This window comes from Roseateles sp. T103 (assembly GCF_057219915.1).
The window spans coordinates 728,726-743,989 of sequence record NZ_JBXVVS010000002.1 but is presented as its reverse complement, the minus strand read 5'-3'; the positions used below and the strand labels follow the sequence as shown (position 1 = coordinate 743,989).

Sequence of the window (15,264 nt, the reverse complement as noted above, 5' to 3'; positions counted from 1 at the left end):
CCTAACGTACAGGAAGTACGTTCCGGTTCCTGCGCGCCGCGCGCCTAGCAGCCGGCCGTCCTCGCTACGCTTTGCAGCAGCCTGCAGGGGATCAGGACGGCATCTGCAGGCGCTTGTAGTAGCGCGAGGTGCCGTGCAGCAGCCCGTCGGCGCTGCTGTCGCACTCGGGCACCTCGCCGGCGCGCAGCCAGCCCAGGTGGGCGTAGACCGCCTCGGCCTGCGAGCCGGTGGGCGTGTCCAGCACCAGCAGTTTGCGGCCCTGCTGCAGCGCGCTGCATTCCAGGCGGCTCATCAGCCGGCTGGCGATGCCCAGGCCGCGCGAGCGGCTGTGCACCATCAGGCCCAGCACCTCGGCGCGGTGTGCGGCGCTGGGTTGCTGGCACAGCGCCAGCTGCACGCAGCCCAGCAGCTGCGAGCGCTCCGAGTCCTCGCAGGCGATCCAGAGGTGATGGCGCGGACCCAGGCGGGCGAACACGCCATGCCAGTAGTCCAGCGCCGCATAGCGCGACATTGGTGCAATAAAGCCCAGACTGGCGCCCTGATGCACGCTGTCGATCAGCAGGTCGGCCAGTGCCGGCAGCCAGGTCAGGTCGGCCGCGCTGACGAGCTTGATGCGCGGCGGCACGCGTTCGCCGGGCAGCGTCTGCGCCTCGGCCGCACTGCGCAGGCTGGCCGACGGCAGGCGCTGGGCGCGCTGCGGGCGCAGGGCCGTGTAGGCGAGCTCGAGGGCGGGACGGTCATCGGGGGCTTGGCGGTGGAACATGGCGGCACTTCTCGCTTCGGTCTGGCGTTTCGCCCCGCCGGTCTTCTGGACTTGCGGGGAATGGTGGTTTTCCCTCAGCAAGTGGCGTGCCAGCCACGAGGCGCAAGGCCAGGTTCGGCCCTCAGGCCTCCAGGCCGGGTTCGGCCATCAGGCAGGCGCGGCCGCTGCGCCTGGCCTCGTAGAGCGCGGTCTCGGCGCGCCGCAGCAGGTCCTCGACATTGCGATCGCCATGGCGCAGCCGGCCCCAGCCGGCACAGAACTCCAGCGGCCGGCCCAGCTCGGCCGGCGCGCGCACCGCCAGCGCGTCGCGCAGCCGCTTGTCCAGTGCCTGCGGCCCCAGCGCCTCGCAGCGCGGCATCAGCACCGCGAACTCGTCGCTGCCGATGCGCCCCACCAGATCGCCCAGGCGCATCTGCTCGCGCAGGCAGTCGGCAAAGAGCTTCAAGGCGCGCTCCTCGCCTTCGGGCCCCAGCGTCTCGCCGAAGCTCTTGATCTGGTCGATGTCCAGCGCCATCAGCGCCAGCGGTTCCTTGTAGCGCCGCGCCATCGACAGCAGGTCCACCGCGCGCGAGACGAAGGCGCGGCGGTTGCACAGGCCGGTCAGCGCATCGGTCTGCGCCAGGCGCAGGAAGCTGTTCTCGGTCTCGCCGCGCCAGGCAGTGAGCATTGCGGCCAGCGTCAGCGGCACGGCCAGCAGCGCGCAGACCGCCGCCAGCGTGTTGACCGGATGCGCGGCCTCGAAGTCCGGGTACTGCGCGGTGGCCAGCCCCGCCAGCGCGGCGCGCCAGGCGGTCAGCACCGCCATCACCAGCAGCGCCAGCAGCAAGGGCGAGCGCCAGCGCCAGCTCTGCCGCTGCAGCTCAGGCTCCAGTCCCCTGGCCGGCTGCAGCAGCGAGACGCAGACCAGCAGCAGCTGCAGCGCGAACAGCGCATTGGTGGCGCCGACGCGCAGCGCATAGCTGTCGAAGCCGAGCAGATAGACCAGCGCCGGCAGCACCGGCAGCAGCAGCACCGCGCGACGGCCGCGCCGCGGCCCCAGCCAGTGACCCACCGCGAGCCACAGCGCACTCAGTGCGGCGCCGATCGCTGCCATCGCCAGCGCGCCCAGCCAACGGCTGCCCTGCGGCGGGGCCAGCATCAGCAGCAGCCAGCCGATGCCGTGCAGCGTCATCGCCGCCTGCGCGTGGCGGCCGCCGGCGGCGAGCTGGCGCCAGCCCATCAGCACGGCCAGGGCCAGCGCCAGCGCCAGCGATTCGAGGGCCAGCAGGCTGAACAGCGTGGGGATGTCGAAGTGCATGGTGCCGGGTCTCCTCGGTCTGGGTCTTGTCGTGCTCGCAGCCGCCTATTGGAACGCCACCTCGTCGAAGCTGCGCAGCTTGCGGCTGTGCAGGCGCGCCGGCCCTTGCGCGCGCAGCAGCTCGATGGTGCGCAGGCCGATGCGCAGGTGCTGGTCGACGCGCTGGCGGTAGAACTGGTCGGCCATGCCGGGCAGCTTGATCTCGCCGTGCAGCGGCTTGTCCGACACGCACAGCAGCGTGCCGTAGGGCACCCGGAAGCGGAAGCCGTTGGCCGCGATGGTGGCGCTCTCCATGTCCAGCGCGATCGCGCGGCTCTGGCTGAAGCGGCGCTCCGGCCCGCCCTCGCGATGGCTGGGCAGCAGCTCCCAGTTGCGGTTGTCGGTGGAGGCCACGGTGCCGGTGCGCAGGATCTTCTTCAGCGCCGGGCCGGCCAGGCCGGTGACCTCGGCCACCGCGGCCTCCAGCGCCTGCTGCACCTCGGCCAGCGGTGGAATCGGCACCCACAGCGGCAGGTCCTCGTCGAGCACATGGTCCTCGCGCACATAGCCGTGCGCCAGCACATAGTCGCCCAGCGCCTGGCTGCTGCGCAGCCCCGCGCAGTGGCCCAGCATCAGCCAGGCATGCGGGCGCAGCACCGCGAGATGGTCGCTGATGGTCTTGGCATTGGCCGGGCCGACGCCGATATTGATCATCGTGATGCCGCTGCGGTCGGGCCGCACCAGGTGGTAGGCCGGCATCTGCGGCAGCCGTGGCGGCGGGCTGCCCTCGCTGGCAGCATTGCCGCGGCGCGTCAGCACATTGCCCGGTTCGACGAAGGCGCAGCAGTCGTCATGCGCATCGGGCTTGGCCGGGTCGGGCGCGCGCGCCATCAGCTCGCGGCCTATGCGCACGAACTCGTCGATGTAGAACTGGTAGTTCGTGAACAGCACGAAGTTCTGGAAATGCTCGCTGGCGGTGCCGGTGTAGTGGCGCAGCCGGTGCAGCGAGTAGTCCACCCGCGGCGCGGTGAACAGCGCCAGCGGCTCGGGCTCGCCCGGTGCTACCTCGTGCGTGCCGTTGGCGATGCCGTCGTCCATCGCGGCGAGGTCGGGGTGGTCGAAGCATTCGCGCAGGCGCTCGCGCCGCTCGGGCGCGAGGCTGCCCTCGACATGCTGGCCTTCGCCCAGCGCGAAGTGCAGCGGGATGGGCTGGTGGCCGGTGCCCACCTCCAGCGTGCCGCCGTGGTTCAGCAACAGCAGGCGGAACTGCTCGCGGTAGTAATTGGCGAACAGGTCCGGCCGCGTCAGCGTGGTCTCGTAATGGCCGGCGCGCGTGACAAAGCCATAGGCCAGCCCGCTGGCATTGGCACCGGCGCCGCGCCGGGCGGCACGCAGCCGCACCACCGGATAGAAGGCGCGCACCGGCCCGGTGTCCTCGCCGGCCAGGAAGCGCGCCAGCGCCTCGCGCAGAAAGCTGGTGCCGGCCTCGTAGATGCGCTGCACCTGGGCAAGCGCAGCCTCGGCGCTGTCGCAGGCCACCGGGGCGAAGAACGGGGCGAAGAAGGGCGGGGCGGACGATGGCGCGTTGTTCGGCATGGCGCAGGCGATTGTGGCGGCGCCGGGCGCTTCAGCGCTTGACCGGGATCGCTGTGGCGCGATCCACCGGCACCGCGGTGACGCTGTTCTGCGGCGAACCTTCGATCAGCCGGTCCGCATAGGTCAGGTAGACCAGCGCGTTGCGCTTGGCGTCGACCATGCGCACGATGCGCAGGTGCTTGAAGACCAGCGAGATGCGCTCGTTGAACACCTCTTCCTGCTGCGGCAGCGGCTTGGCGAAGCTGATGGGCCCCACCTGGCGGCAGGCGATCGAGGCCTCGCTGCGGTCTTCGGCCAGGCCCAGCGCGCCCTTGATGCCGCCGGTCTTGGCGCGCGAGACATAGCAGGTGACGCCGGCCACCTTGGGGTCGTCGTAGGCCTCGACGACGATCTTGTGGTCGGGGCCGATCAGCTTGAACACCGTGTCCACCTCGCCGATCGCGTCGGGCTGGGCCTGCGCTGCCAGGGCCATGCCCAGCAGCAGGGGGAGGGCCGCGGCGCGGCGAAGAAGGCCTGGGCCAGGACGGGCGTGGAACGACATCGTTGCAACTCTCCTCTCAGCGGTGCTTTCGCCACACGATAGCGCATCGGCGAGGGCGCGGCGTGCTCCGCTGGGTACACTGCCTGCGGCTTGGCCCTTGCTTGCCGTTCTGCCCGCCACGCTACCGACGATGCTGCACATTCCCACCTTGCTGGCCGCCCTGATCGCAGGTTTTCTGCTGCTGTGCGTGCAACTGGCCGTGGCGCAGCGCGGCACCCTGCGTCAGCCGGCCTTGCGCATCTGGGCGCAGGCCTCTTGGGTGCTGCTCTTCGGCTACATCTTCCTCGGCGCCCGGCTTGCGCTGCCGCTGTGGATCTCGGTGCTGCTGGGCAATGGTCTGGTGCTGCTGGGCATGCTGCTGTTCAACCAGGCGTTGAGCGTCTATCTGCTCGACAAGCCGCTGGGCCGCTCGGCCTGGCTTCGGCTGGGCGTCGCGCTGCTCGCGCTGGTCATGATGCTGCCCTGGTCGCTGCCGCAGCGCACGGCCGCGCTGTCGCTGATCTTCACCCTCATGCTCCTGCCCAGCATCCTGCTGGTGCTGCGGCACCGCGGGCCGCGCGAATACTCGCTGCCGATGGTTGCCGCAACGATGGCGCTGTCGGCGGGGGCGATGCTGTTCCGCTTCTTCCATGCGCTGTGGGCGCCCGAGCAATATCAGAGCCTGCTGCAGCCCAGCCTGGGCCAGGGGCTGACCTTCCTGCTCAGCTTCGTCGCTCTGCTGGGTGCCGGCTTCGGCTTCGTGCTCGCCTCCTTCGAGCGCATGGCGCTACGCATGGAGGAGCTGGCCTCGCTCGACGGCATGACCGGTTGCCTGAACCGCAGCACCACCGACACGCTGCTCGAACACAACCTGGCGCGCAGCCGCCGCGAGGGCTCGCCGCTGGCCTTCGCGCTGATCGACCTCGACCACTTCAAGCAGATCAACGACCGCCACGGCCACCGCGCCGGCGATGCCGCGCTGAAGGCGGTGGTGCAGGCGATCCGTTCGCGGCTGCGCAAGGCCGACGTGCTGGGCCGCATGGGCGGCGAGGAGTTCGGCCTGATCCTGCCGGCCACCGATGCGCCCGGTGCGCAGCGCCTGCTCGAAGACGTGCGCCGCGCCATCGAGCAGCTCGACACGCAGCGCGACAGCAACGGCCAGCCGATTCGCCTGACCTTGTCGGCGGGCATCGCGGCCGTCGCCTCCGACAGCCCGGCCGATGCGGACCGGCTCTATGCGCGCGCCGACGAGGCGCTCTACCAGGCCAAGGGCAGCGGGCGCAATCGCGTCAGCCTGTGGACGTCGCCGCAGCCGGGCGCCGCCGCCGTCTGACTAGCCCTTGAAGTGCCCCCAGGCGAGGTAGAAGCCGCCGGGCAGCTGCGGCAGCAGTTGCAGATCCGGCGCCAGGCCGCGCAGCAGCTGCCAGGGCTCGCCCAGGCCTTGCAGCGAGGCCACCGAATACAGCGCCGCGCCCATCACGAAGCAGTTGCTCGCCAGCGCCCATGGCGCCCAGGGCAGCGTCCAGGCCAGACCGGTGGCGGCGATGCGTGCGCCGGGCTTCAGGTGGGCGGCAATGTGCTGCAGCGCCTCGGGCTGCTGCAGGATGTCGTGGGTGAAGACGAACAGCGCCGCATCAAAGCGGCCCTGCAGCGGCGCCTCGACCGCCGCGGCCTGCTTCAGCCGCACCTGATGCAGGCCGTCGCGCTTCACCCGCTCGCGCGCCTGCGCGAGCATCGCCGCGCTCTGGTCCACGCCCAGCACGCGCCCCTCGGGTCCGACCCGCCGGGCCAGCGTGGGCAGGCTCAGCCCGGTGCCGCAGCCCATGTCCAGCACGCGATCGCCGGGCTTCAGGTCCAGCCGGGCGATGCAGGCCTGGCGCAGCATCTCGAAGCCGACCAGCTCCAGGTCGTAATGCGCGGCGCGGTTGCGGTACAGCGCCAGCAGGCGTCGCGGTATCGGCGGCGGGCCGGGATCGGCAGTGGCGGGGTGCGGCATGACGCGGGAGCCTCCTCCTCTTGGCGAGCGGCGTACGGCGACTCACTGGCCGGCCGTTCTGCATCGATCGCTATGCGGCTTTGTAGCGCATGCGTGGCGTGGGCTTCAATCGATGTCGGCGTCGGCGTTGTCTGGGCGCAATCGCAGGGTTGAATTCATTTGCCGCAGACTGTGGATGTGCCCGCAGTCCTCGACGCACTTGCTAAGCTCGTTGCGCCGGGCTTCCAGAGCGCGCAGCCCGGTGACCCTGCGTGCTGAACCTCGACCTCGCCACACACCATGCTGTCGTTCCACCGCGCGATGCTGCTCACCCTAGGTCTTGCACTGCTGGCCGGTGCGATCTGGGCTGAGCTGCGCTACCGCCAAGACCTGGATGCAGCGCGAGAGCGTGTCAGCGGGCGCAGCCTGGTGCTGCAGACCCGCTGGGGCCAGCTCGAATACGCGGTGGCGGGTGACGCCGGCGCTCCGCCGGTGCTGATGATCCACGGCACCGGCGGCGGCTTCGACCAGGGTCTGCGCTTCGCCGATGCGCTGGTGGCGCGCGGGCTGCGCGTGATTGCGCCATCGCGCTTTGGCTATCTGCGCAGCGACTTTCCCGCTGACCCTTCGCTGGCCGAACAGGCCGATGCACTGGCCTCCCTGCTCGACCAGCTGGGCATCGAGCGCATCGCGGTGGTCGGCGGTTCGGCCGGTGCGCTGAGCGCCAGCCAGTTCGCGCTGCGCCACCCGGCGCGCTGTGCCGGCCTGGTGCTGCTGGTGCCGGCGGCCAATGTGCGCGACCGCGACCCGGTTGAATTCACCCCGCTGCAGGCCTGGCTGGTGCGCCGGCTGCTCAGCTCCGACCTGCTGTTCTGGCTGGCCGAGCAGACCATGCCGCGCCTGCTGATCGGCACCCTGCTCGCCACCGATCCCGCGCTGCTCGATCGGGTAACGCCCGCCGAGCGCGAGCGCGCCTTCACCGTGCTGCACGAGCTGCTGCCCATCTCGGCACGCGTGCGCGGTCTGCTGAACGATGGCCAGCAGGCCGGCCACCCTGCACGCATGGATTTCACAAAGATCACGATGCCGGCCCTCATCGTCTCGACCGAGGACGATCGCTTCGGCACTGCACAGACAGCGCGCGACATTGCCGCCCAGATGCCCCAGGCGCGCCTGGTGATCTTCCCCGACGGCGGCCACCTCTGGCTCGGTCGCGACGCGACAGTGGCCGACGAAGTGCAAGGCTTCGTCCGCGGCATCCGCTAGGTGTCGGCAGCCCGCCATCGAGCGTGAGCTTCTTGGCGGTGCAGGAGGACGAGGGCAGAGGCTGTGCGTCCGCGAGCTGTGGGGGTCATAGACCCGGTGCGGATGTTCGTATCGCCGAACTGAGTGGCGCAAAGCAGTCGCTCAACGTCAGAGTTGACCGGAGCAGTGGGGCATGCCGCCGCACCTGTTTCTACTGAAGTATGTACTGCACAAGCACGAAGCCGGCAAATGCTAAAGCGGACACGACAAACAGATTGCCACGAAGACTTGCAGGGCTTGCCGGCGGGGGCACTGACCAAAGGCCGAGAACGCCAAGCGGGTAGGTCAATACGCGGTGCCACGTTAAAGGGTCGCGCTGCCCCAGTGAAACAAGGAATGCGCAGAGCAACAGACAAGCCAGGAGACCCACGAAGGCCGAGAGCACGAAAGAGGATGGCGTCAGAAGACGCACAAGGCCACCTCCAATCAATGAACCCAGAGCTAGTACAGCCGTTGCCTTTGGCGAATACTTCGAAGCGATGCGATAGAGGACTGACATATTCTTTTTCTCACCGTCGTTAGACCACGCCTTCATCCTGTGGCTTGTCAAAATCTTCTAGCTGGTCAATCGGGAGAGGATGCGGGCAACGTAGTACACAAGAACCGAGAGCGTTGATGCGAGGAAGCGATGTGCGAACAGCCAAGTCACTAGAGCGTAGCTGAAGGACTTGGCAGCAGTGTCGGTCAAGTCAATCGGCTTGTCGACCAAGACTGACGCGAAGGCTGCGTAGCAGACAGGCGCGAGAGCTGCAGCGAGAGCAGATCGCTTCCATCTCCACGACTTAGGCAGAGTCTCAAGGCTTGCTATGGCGATTGAGCCGGCAAGGCCCGCGCAGAGCGCCTGAAGTAGCGCTTCGTGAGGGTCGGAAAGGGTGAACAACGCAACTGTTACTCCTGCGAGGTAGCCCGTACCGAGCCCGATGAGGGCGGCGGCGGGGATGCGATACCTCTGGTCCATGTTCTCTGCGTACGACTGGAACGAGCCGTTGTTGCGTGGCCTAACGTCGGAATTCACCGGACCTGCGCGGCTTCTCGCGCAGGTCCGGTGGAATGATGGGTTGATCGGAATGTCATTGGCGCCCCCGCAGGTTGTGAAGCATGCCCCCTGGCGGAGCAGCCTCGTCGGTTGCCCCCTCTCGAATAGTGATGTGGATAGCTTGCGTTCCAACAGACTGAGTGTGTGCATTGACCTTGGCGGACTTTGCGCTCAGATACTCGACGGCCAGTGAGTTGGACGATGGCCAGCTAAGGTTTGCGCCATAGGCGTGTTGATTTCGAACAGCACCATATAGCGAAACTGCGGGCGAGCCTGAAGGCTGAGCCCCGTGTTCCACGACGAAGACTTCATACCCCAATGAACTTGTAGCTCCGCCATTGGTCTCGAGAAGTACGGCATCAACCTTTCCGGACGGCGACACGACACGAGCAACTTCGTCTTTGCTCGGCTCACCAACCAGCCCGGAGAAAAGCCAAGCCATCAGTAGCACTGCGCCGACTGCTAAGGACGCAAGGGTGCCAACAATCCACAGAATCCATTTCAGCGGTCGCGGCATGGGCATGACTTCAAGACGCCCAACGTGATGCGGGGCGACTGCGCGTGCGCCCTGACGTGGTCGCTATCGACCCTGCTACTGCACTGTCGAGCGATCCAAATCGTTGATATTCCACGGGTTCCAGTCTCTTGGTGCTGCATAGCAAGGCTGCGAAAAGCACGGAAAACCCGGCAGCTTGTTACTCCCCGGTTCGTGCGCCGCAAGGCCTCCCTGGGCCACATATTGCCACGTTAGGTCGGCGCGATCCCACGCCAGGAAACCCGAGGTGGGCCGGAGCGCTCCCATGGTCAGCTGTCTGCTGCAGTCAGGCCTCTCGCGCAGCTGAGCTTCATCTGTGGCCGCGCCTGGCCGCCAGCCGTCTTCCTATCGATCCGGCTGCGCGGCTCCAAGCGGCTCGCCCCACAGCCTGCGCCACAGCTGCCGCAGTGCCGGCCCCGGCTCGGGGCGGCGGCCGGCTGCCTCGGGGCGGTCCAGCAGCTGCAGCGGCGACTGCTCGCGCGCGACCACGAAGCGAAAAAAGTAGTCGGGCTCCTGACCTATGCGCAGGTCGGCGATCAGGATCTCGCCGCGATCGCTGCGCTCCAGCTTGAAGAAGCCATCGCTGAAGGCGGCCAGCGTGGCCACCGGCGGGTGTTCGCGCAGCGTCTCGTAGAGCGCCGCGCCGCGGTCGTGGCGTGTGAAGCGCAGCGGTTGATGCGGCGCGATCAGCGAGTGATAGCCCTCCAGATAGCTGTCCGGCGTGATCGCGACCACGCGCCACAGCAGCGTGTTGAAGGGCGCGGGCGAGGCCATCAGCCGCTCGACGTGCGGCTCGCCCTGCAGGCTGGCGCGTGCGGTGTGCAGCACCTGCTGCTGCGCGACGGCACTCCAGCCCAGGTAGGCGCAGGAGAGCAGCAGCCCGGCCGCGTTCCAGCGCAGGGCGAGAGCCTTGCCGCGCAGCGCGATGCCGGTGCCGATCAGCAGCGGCAGCGTGTAGAGCGGGTCGATGATGAACACGCTGCCCAGGCCCAGCGGCTCGGTGGAGAAGGGCCGCAGCAGCTGCGTGCCGTAGATGGTCATCGCGTCCAGCAGCGGGTGCGTCACCAGCGCCAGCCAGCTGGCCAGCATCCAGCGCCAGCGCAGCGCTGGCTCGCGCAGCAGCGTGGCGATCGCTGCGCCCAGCGGCAGCGCGATCAGGCTCAGCCAGAACAGCGCATGGCTGTCGCCGCGATGCAGCACCATATTGCTGAGCGCGTCGCAATGGTCGATCAGCACGTCCAGATCGGGCAGCGTGCCGCAGACCGCGCCCCAGGCGGCGGCCTTCCACAGCGCGGTGCGGCGGCCCATCGCGGCCACCGAGACGGCAGCGCCCAGCGCGATCTGCGAAACCGAGTCCATCGTCGCGCCTTCAGGGCCGCAGGTCGGGTGCGGCGATCAGCGGCACGCCCTGCGCCCGTGCGGCCTCGAACTGCAGCGCCTGTGCGCGCTGGTAGGCCGGCCGCTGCTGCAGCCGCTGCCAGTAGGCGGCGACCGCGGGCGTGAACTGCGTATGCAGCTCCAGGTGCTGGGCCAGCAGCAGCGCATAGCCCACCGAGATGTCGGCGGCGCTGAAGCGTCCACCACAGAGCCATTCGTGCTGCTGCAGTCGCGGCTCCAGCGTGCGCAGCCGGGCGAGAAACCATTTCGCATAGTCCTCGGCCACCTGGGGCTGACGGCGCTCGGCCGGCTCGAAGAAGCGGTAGCGCAGCACCAGGGTCTGCGGGAAGGTCAGCGTCGCCTCGCCGAAGTGCAGGTAGTTCAGATAGGCGCCGTAGTCCGCCTCGGCCACGCCCACGTCCAGCGTGCCGGCGCCATGGCGCGCGGCCAGGTACTGGCAGATGGCGGCCGATTCGCTCATGCGCACCGCATCCGGCCCGTCGCCGTCATCGATCAGCAGCGGCACGGTGCCCAGCGGGTTGTGCTCGAAGTAGCTCTTGTCGTGCACCCGCGGCGGAAAGGGCAGCAGGCGCAGCGTGTAGGGCAGCCCCAGTTCTTCCAGAGCCCACAGGGGGCGGAAGGAGCGGGCACTGAGGCAGTGGAACAGGGTGATGGGCATGGCGTGCAGGGCTGGCGCGGCGCCATTCTATGGAGGGGGCCGCGAGGCTGCAGGGCTGGCTTGCCGAATGGTGAAGCCTGCCTCACGGAGGCAGGGCGGTCCGGCACGTATATTGCGGTGCAACACGCACCGCAGCTCCCGCTTCCATCTGATCTGTTTACCCACGCAGCCATGCCCAAGTCAGCCGGCGACCCACTTTGCAGCAGCCCTCAGGGCCTGCGCGTGCTGCTGATCGATGATGGCGCCCACCGCGTGCAGGCCATCAGCGAGGAGCTCACGCGGCTGGGTTGCGACGTGGTCGGCGTGATCGAGCAGGCCACGCTGATCCACGACTGCGTGCTGAACCTGCGGCCGGACGTGGTCATCGTCGACAGCGAGTCGCCGACGCGCGACACGGTGGAGAACCTCGCCGCGCTCAACGAGCGCATGCCGCGTCCGGTGGTGGTGTTCGCCGAGGACGCCAGCGACGACCCGATGCGCCAGGCGCTGCGCGCCGGCGTCAGCGCCTATGTGGTGGCCGGTCTGCAGCCCGACCGGCTGGCGCCGGTGCTGCAGGTGGCGATCGCGCGCTTCGAGCAGGATCTGGCGCTGCGCGAGGAGCTCGGCAAGGCCCAGGCGCAGCTGGCCGCGCGCAAGCACGTCGACCGCGCCAAGGGCATCCTGATGAGCGAGCAGGGCCTGGACGAGGATGCGGCCTACAAGAAGCTGCGCCGCATGGCCATGGACCGCGGCCTGCAGCTGGCCGAGCTGGCCGAGAAGATCGTCGAGGCGCACAGCCTGCTGCGCTCTTCTTGAGCAGGCGCGTTGCCGCAATGCACCAAGCCAAGGCGCCGGAACGGTGCCTGTGCCTGCAATCGGTGCAGATGTGCAGCGAATGGCTGGCGAATGGCCTGGCACGGAAGCTGCTGAGTAGAGGCTGAGGCCTGCAACGGCGTAGGCCTCGCTCTCGACAAAGTTCTAGGACAAAGGCGTCCGATTTGCGCTGCCCCCCGCCGGGGCGGTGTCGATCGCGACGCCTTTGTCCTTTTTGTTTTTCTGATGCGGAGGAAGCTATCCATGTCTGCTGTCAACGGTGCGAAGAAGGAGGGTGGTCTGATGAGTGAAGAGCGTCGCAAGCTCTTGGTCGGCGGCGCGGCCGCCGCAGTGTCGGGCCTGGCCCCCGGCGCCTGGGCCGCCGGCTCGGACAAGCCCGAGAAGGAAGAGGTCCGCATCGGCTTCATCCCGCTGACCGACTGCGCCAGCGTGGTGATGGCCTCGGTGCTGGGCTTCGACAAGAAGTACGGCATCAAGATCATCCCCACCAAGGAAGCCTCCTGGGCCGGCGTGCGCGACAAGCTGGTCAACGGCGAGCTGGACATGGCCCATGTGCTTTACGGCCTGATCTACGGCGTGCATCTGGGCGTGTCCGGTCCGAAGAAGGACATGGCCGTGCTGATGACGTTGAACAACAACGGCCAGGCGATCACGCTGTCCAAGAAGCTGGCCGACAAGGGCGCGGTGGACGGCGCCTCGCTGGCCAAGCTGATGAGCACCGACAAGCGCGAGTACACCTTCGCGCAGACCTTCCCCACCGGCACGCACGCGATGTGGCTGTACTACTGGCTGGCCTCCGCCGGGATCAACCCGATGAAGGACGCCAAGGTCATCACCGTGCCACCGCCGCAGATGGTGGCGAACATGCGCGTCGGCAATATGGACGGCTTCTGCGTCGGCGAGCCCTGGAACCACCGCGCCATCATGGACGGTATCGGCATCACCGCGGTGACCACGCAGGACGTCTGGAAGGACCATCCGGAGAAGGTGCTGGGCACCACCGGCGACTTCGTGAAGAAGTATCCGAACACCGCGCGCGCCGTGATCATGGCTGTGCTGGAGGCCAGCCGCTGGATCGACGCAGGCCTGCAAAACAAGCTGAAGATGGCCGAGACCATCGCCGACAAGGCCTATGTGAACACCGGCGTCGAGGCGATCAACCAGCGCATCCTGGGCCGCTACCAGAACGGCCTGGGCAAGACCTGGGACGACCCCAACCACATGAAGTTCTTCAACGACGGGCTGGTGAACTTCCCCTACCTGTCGGACGGCATGTGGTTCCTCACCCAGCACAAGCGCTGGGGCCTGATCAAGGAGCACCCGGACTACCTGGGCGTGGCCAAGCAGATCAACCAGATCGAGCTCTACAAGCAGGCTGCCGGTGCGCTGAAGGTCAATGTGCCCAAAGACCCGATGCGCTCCAGCAAGTTCATCGACGGCGTGGTCTGGGACGGCAAGGACCCGGCCAAGTACGCCGATTCTTTCAAAGTCAAAGCCTGAGCGGGCAGGGAGTTGACGATGGTCTCCGCTGTATTTCATTCCCCTGGCGAAGCGCTCGAGGCGGGCAAGCAGGCCGCCACGGCCAAGCCGGCTGCCGCACCGGCGGCCGCGGCACCCCAGCCTGCCGCGCCGGTAGCGCGCATCGATTGGCGCGGTGTCTGGCTGCGCGTGCTGCCGCCGGTGATCGGCATTGCGCTGCTGATCGGCATCTGGGCGCTGCTGACGCAAAAGGGCGGCAGCTTCCCGACGCCGCTGCAGACCTGGGAGGCGGCGGTCAAGCTCTTTGCCGACCCGTTCTACCGCAACGGTCCGAACGACCAGGGCATTGGCTGGAACATCCTCAACTCGCTGCAGCGCGTGGGGCTGGGCTTCGGTCTGGCCGCGGCGGTGGGCATTCCGCTGGGCTTCGTGATCGGCCGCTTCCAGTTCGCCAACAACATGGTGGCGCCGCTGATCAGCCTGCTCAAGCCGGTGTCGCCGCTGGCCTGGCTGCCGATCGGCCTGCTGGTCTTCAAGAGCGCGAACCCGGCGGCGATCTGGACCATCTTCATCTGCTCGATCTGGCCGATGGTGGTGAACACCGCGGTGGGCGTGCAGCGCGTGCCGGTGGACTACCTGAACGTGGCCCGCGTGCTGAACCTCAGCGAGTGGAAGATCATCACCAAGATCCTCTTTCCCGCGGTGCTGCCCTACATGCTGACCGGCGTGCGCCTGTCGGTGGGCACCGCCTGGCTGGTGATCGTCGCGGCGGAGATGCTGACCGGCGGCGTGGGCATCGGCTTCTGGGTCTGGGACGAGTGGAACAACCTCAACGTGCAGCACATCATCATCGCGATCTTCGTGATCGGCATCGTCGGTCTGGTGCTGGAGCAGGCGCTGATGGCCCTGGCCAAGCGTTTCTCGTTCGACGACTGAAGTGGCAGGAGGAATACGCATCATGAGCAACAGCACGACCAAGCCCTTCATCGAAGTGCAGGGCGCCGAGATGGTGTTCAACACGCGCAAGGGCCGCTTCCATGCGCTGCGCGACATCAAGCTGACCGTGCAGCGCGGCGAGTTCATCACGCTGATCGGCCACTCGGGCTGCGGCAAGAGCACGCTGCTGAACCTGATCGCCGGACTGCTGAAGCCGACTGACGGCGCGCTGCTGTGCGACAACCGCGAGATCGCCGGCCCCGGCCCCGAGCGCGCGGTGGTGTTCCAGAACCATTCGCTGCTGCCCTGGCTGAGCTGCGCCGAGAACATCTACCTCGGCGTCGAATCGGTGTTCGGCCGCAGCGAATCGAAGAAGAAGCTGCACGAGCGCACCGCCGCCGCGCTGGACCTGGTCGGCATGAGCCATGCCGCCGCGAAGCGCCCGCACGAGGTTTCCGGCGGCATGAAGCAGCGCATCGGCATCGCCCGCGCGCTGGCGATGGAGCCCAAGGTGCTGCTGATGGACGAGCCCTTCGGCGCGCTGGATGCGCTGACGCGCGCCAAGCTGCAGGACGAGCTGCTGAAGATCGTCGCGCGCACGCAGAGCACGGTGGTGATGGTCACGCACGATGTGGACGAGGCGGTGCTGCTGTCCGACCGCATCGTGATGATGACCAACGGCCCCGCCGCGACCATCGGCGAGATCCATGCGGTGGACCTGCCGCGCCCGCGCGACCGCGTGGTGCTGGCCGAGGACCCGCGCTACATCGCCGCGCGCAAGGCGGTGATCGACTTCCTCTACACGCGCCACGCCGCGCCCGCTACCGAGCCAAGGCCCGGCGGCCTTGGCGACGAGCGGCAAGGGCCGGACGGCATCTCGTGCCGACCGGCGCACGTGGAAGCCGCGGCCTGACAGACAACGCCTTCGCCTGCACCGCCGCGCGGACGGCGGCCGGGCGGAGCCTTGCCCGGAG

14 protein-coding genes are annotated in these 15,264 nt (G+C 68.2%); 6 read left to right on the top strand and 8 right to left on the bottom strand.

The genetic code is table 11. The annotated features are described in order from the left end of the window. Positions 1–91 precede the first annotated feature (91 nt). From AC2EBS_RS09805 to AC2EBS_RS09790, 4 genes are all read right to left on the bottom strand, one after another. Complete coding sequence (locus AC2EBS_RS09805) at positions 92–763, bottom strand: GNAT family N-acetyltransferase (RefSeq protein WP_484728206.1); 672 nt, start codon at positions 761–763, stop codon at positions 92–94. Between the two features lie 121 nt (positions 764–884). Beyond that, on the bottom strand, positions 885–2,060 hold the full coding sequence (locus tag AC2EBS_RS09800; RefSeq protein WP_484728205.1) for a GGDEF domain-containing protein: 1,176 nt from the start codon (positions 2,058–2,060) through the stop codon (positions 885–887). A gap of 45 nt (positions 2,061–2,105) precedes the next feature. Further along, positions 2,106–3,635 (bottom strand): AMP nucleosidase, encoded by a 1,530-nt coding sequence (locus AC2EBS_RS09795; RefSeq protein ID WP_484728204.1) that lies wholly within the window; start codon positions 3,633–3,635, stop codon positions 2,106–2,108. Positions 3,636–3,666: 31 nt separating this feature from the next. Continuing rightward, a complete protein-coding gene (locus AC2EBS_RS09790) occupies positions 3,667–4,107 on the bottom strand; it encodes a CreA family protein (protein ID WP_484728320.1) in 441 nt (146 codons plus the stop codon). Positions 4,108–4,306: 199 nt separating this feature from the next. Here AC2EBS_RS09790 and AC2EBS_RS09785 point away from each other — a divergent pair, with 199 nt between their 5' ends. Beyond that, positions 4,307–5,488, top strand: a complete 1,182-nt coding sequence (locus AC2EBS_RS09785) for a GGDEF domain-containing protein (RefSeq protein WP_484728203.1) — start codon at positions 4,307–4,309, stop codon at positions 5,486–5,488. Here the strand turns inward: AC2EBS_RS09785 and AC2EBS_RS09780 are convergent, their stop codons facing one another. Beyond that, complete coding sequence (locus AC2EBS_RS09780; protein WP_484728202.1) at positions 5,489–6,151, bottom strand: class I SAM-dependent methyltransferase; 663 nt, start codon at positions 6,149–6,151, stop codon at positions 5,489–5,491. 279 nt (positions 6,152–6,430) lie between these two features. Here AC2EBS_RS09780 and AC2EBS_RS09775 point away from each other — a divergent pair, with 279 nt between their 5' ends. Beyond that, positions 6,431–7,396 carry an alpha/beta fold hydrolase gene (locus tag AC2EBS_RS09775; protein WP_484728201.1) on the top strand — a complete coding sequence of 322 codons (966 nt, stop codon included), beginning with the start codon at positions 6,431–6,433 and terminating at the stop codon, positions 7,394–7,396. Between the two features lie 1,109 nt (positions 7,397–8,505). Here the strand turns inward: AC2EBS_RS09775 and AC2EBS_RS09770 are convergent. The 3 genes from AC2EBS_RS09770 to AC2EBS_RS09760 all read right to left on the bottom strand — a co-directional run bounded on the left by AC2EBS_RS09770 (position 8,506) and on the right by AC2EBS_RS09760 (position 11,062). Next, positions 8,506–8,988: a hypothetical protein gene (locus AC2EBS_RS09770; protein ID WP_484728200.1), complete on the bottom strand. Its 483-nt coding sequence runs from the start codon at positions 8,986–8,988 to the stop codon at positions 8,506–8,508. A gap of 363 nt (positions 8,989–9,351) precedes the next feature. Beyond that, the gene (locus AC2EBS_RS09765; RefSeq protein WP_484728199.1) at positions 9,352–10,365 is read right to left on the bottom strand and encodes a metal-dependent hydrolase; all 1,014 of its coding nucleotides are present in this window, start codon (positions 10,363–10,365) and stop codon (positions 9,352–9,354) included. Positions 10,366–10,375: 10 nt separating this feature from the next. Further along, positions 10,376–11,062, bottom strand: a complete 687-nt coding sequence (locus AC2EBS_RS09760; RefSeq protein ID WP_484728198.1) for a glutathione S-transferase family protein — start codon at positions 11,060–11,062, stop codon at positions 10,376–10,378. A gap of 171 nt (positions 11,063–11,233) precedes the next feature. Here AC2EBS_RS09760 and AC2EBS_RS09755 point away from each other — a divergent pair, with 171 nt between their 5' ends. The 4 genes from AC2EBS_RS09755 (at position 11,234) to AC2EBS_RS09740 (ending at position 15,203) form a co-directional block, all read left to right on the top strand. Further along, positions 11,234–11,857 (top strand): ANTAR domain-containing response regulator, encoded by a 624-nt coding sequence (locus tag AC2EBS_RS09755; protein WP_484728197.1) that lies wholly within the window; start codon positions 11,234–11,236, stop codon positions 11,855–11,857. A gap of 300 nt (positions 11,858–12,157) precedes the next feature. Next, a complete protein-coding gene (locus AC2EBS_RS09750; protein WP_484728319.1) occupies positions 12,158–13,375 on the top strand; it encodes a CmpA/NrtA family ABC transporter substrate-binding protein in 1,218 nt (405 codons plus the stop codon). A gap of 18 nt (positions 13,376–13,393) precedes the next feature. Further along, positions 13,394–14,290, top strand: a complete 897-nt coding sequence (gene ntrB / locus AC2EBS_RS09745; protein WP_484728196.1) for a nitrate ABC transporter permease — start codon at positions 13,394–13,396, stop codon at positions 14,288–14,290. A 22-nt stretch (positions 14,291–14,312) separates the two neighbouring features. Next, on the top strand, positions 14,313–15,203 hold the full coding sequence (locus AC2EBS_RS09740; RefSeq protein ID WP_484728195.1) for an ABC transporter ATP-binding protein: 891 nt from the start codon (positions 14,313–14,315) through the stop codon (positions 15,201–15,203). Positions 15,204–15,264 lie beyond the last annotated feature (61 nt).

Coding starts and splice junctions, on each gene's coding strand:
- AC2EBS_RS09770 (WP_484728200.1), bottom strand. CDS start 8,988: ATGCCGCGACCGCTGAAATGGATTCTGTGGATTGTTGGCACCCTTGCG.
- AC2EBS_RS09785 (WP_484728203.1), top strand. CDS start 4,307: ATGCTGCACATTCCCACCTTGCTGGCCGCCCTGATCGCAGGTTTTCTG.
- AC2EBS_RS09795 (WP_484728204.1), bottom strand. CDS start 3,635: ATGCCGAACAACGCGCCATCGTCCGCCCCGCCCTTCTTCGCCCCGTTC.
- ntrB (WP_484728196.1), top strand. CDS start 13,394: ATGGTCTCCGCTGTATTTCATTCCCCTGGCGAAGCGCTCGAGGCGGGC.
- AC2EBS_RS09740 (WP_484728195.1), top strand. CDS start 14,313: ATGAGCAACAGCACGACCAAGCCCTTCATCGAAGTGCAGGGCGCCGAG.
- AC2EBS_RS09765 (WP_484728199.1), bottom strand. CDS start 10,365: ATGGACTCGGTTTCGCAGATCGCGCTGGGCGCTGCCGTCTCGGTGGCC.
- AC2EBS_RS09755 (WP_484728197.1), top strand. CDS start 11,234: ATGCCCAAGTCAGCCGGCGACCCACTTTGCAGCAGCCCTCAGGGCCTG.
- AC2EBS_RS09780 (WP_484728202.1), bottom strand. CDS start 6,151: ATGCCGCACCCCGCCACTGCCGATCCCGGCCCGCCGCCGATACCGCGA.
- AC2EBS_RS09790 (WP_484728320.1), bottom strand. CDS start 4,107: ATGGCCCTGGCAGCGCAGGCCCAGCCCGACGCGATCGGCGAGGTGGAC.
- AC2EBS_RS09760 (WP_484728198.1), bottom strand. CDS start 11,062: ATGCCCATCACCCTGTTCCACTGCCTCAGTGCCCGCTCCTTCCGCCCC.
- AC2EBS_RS09805 (WP_484728206.1), bottom strand. CDS start 763: ATGTTCCACCGCCAAGCCCCCGATGACCGTCCCGCCCTCGAGCTCGCC.
- AC2EBS_RS09750 (WP_484728319.1), top strand. CDS start 12,158: ATGAGTGAAGAGCGTCGCAAGCTCTTGGTCGGCGGCGCGGCCGCCGCA.
- AC2EBS_RS09775 (WP_484728201.1), top strand. CDS start 6,431: ATGCTGTCGTTCCACCGCGCGATGCTGCTCACCCTAGGTCTTGCACTG.
- AC2EBS_RS09800 (WP_484728205.1), bottom strand. CDS start 2,060: ATGCACTTCGACATCCCCACGCTGTTCAGCCTGCTGGCCCTCGAATCG.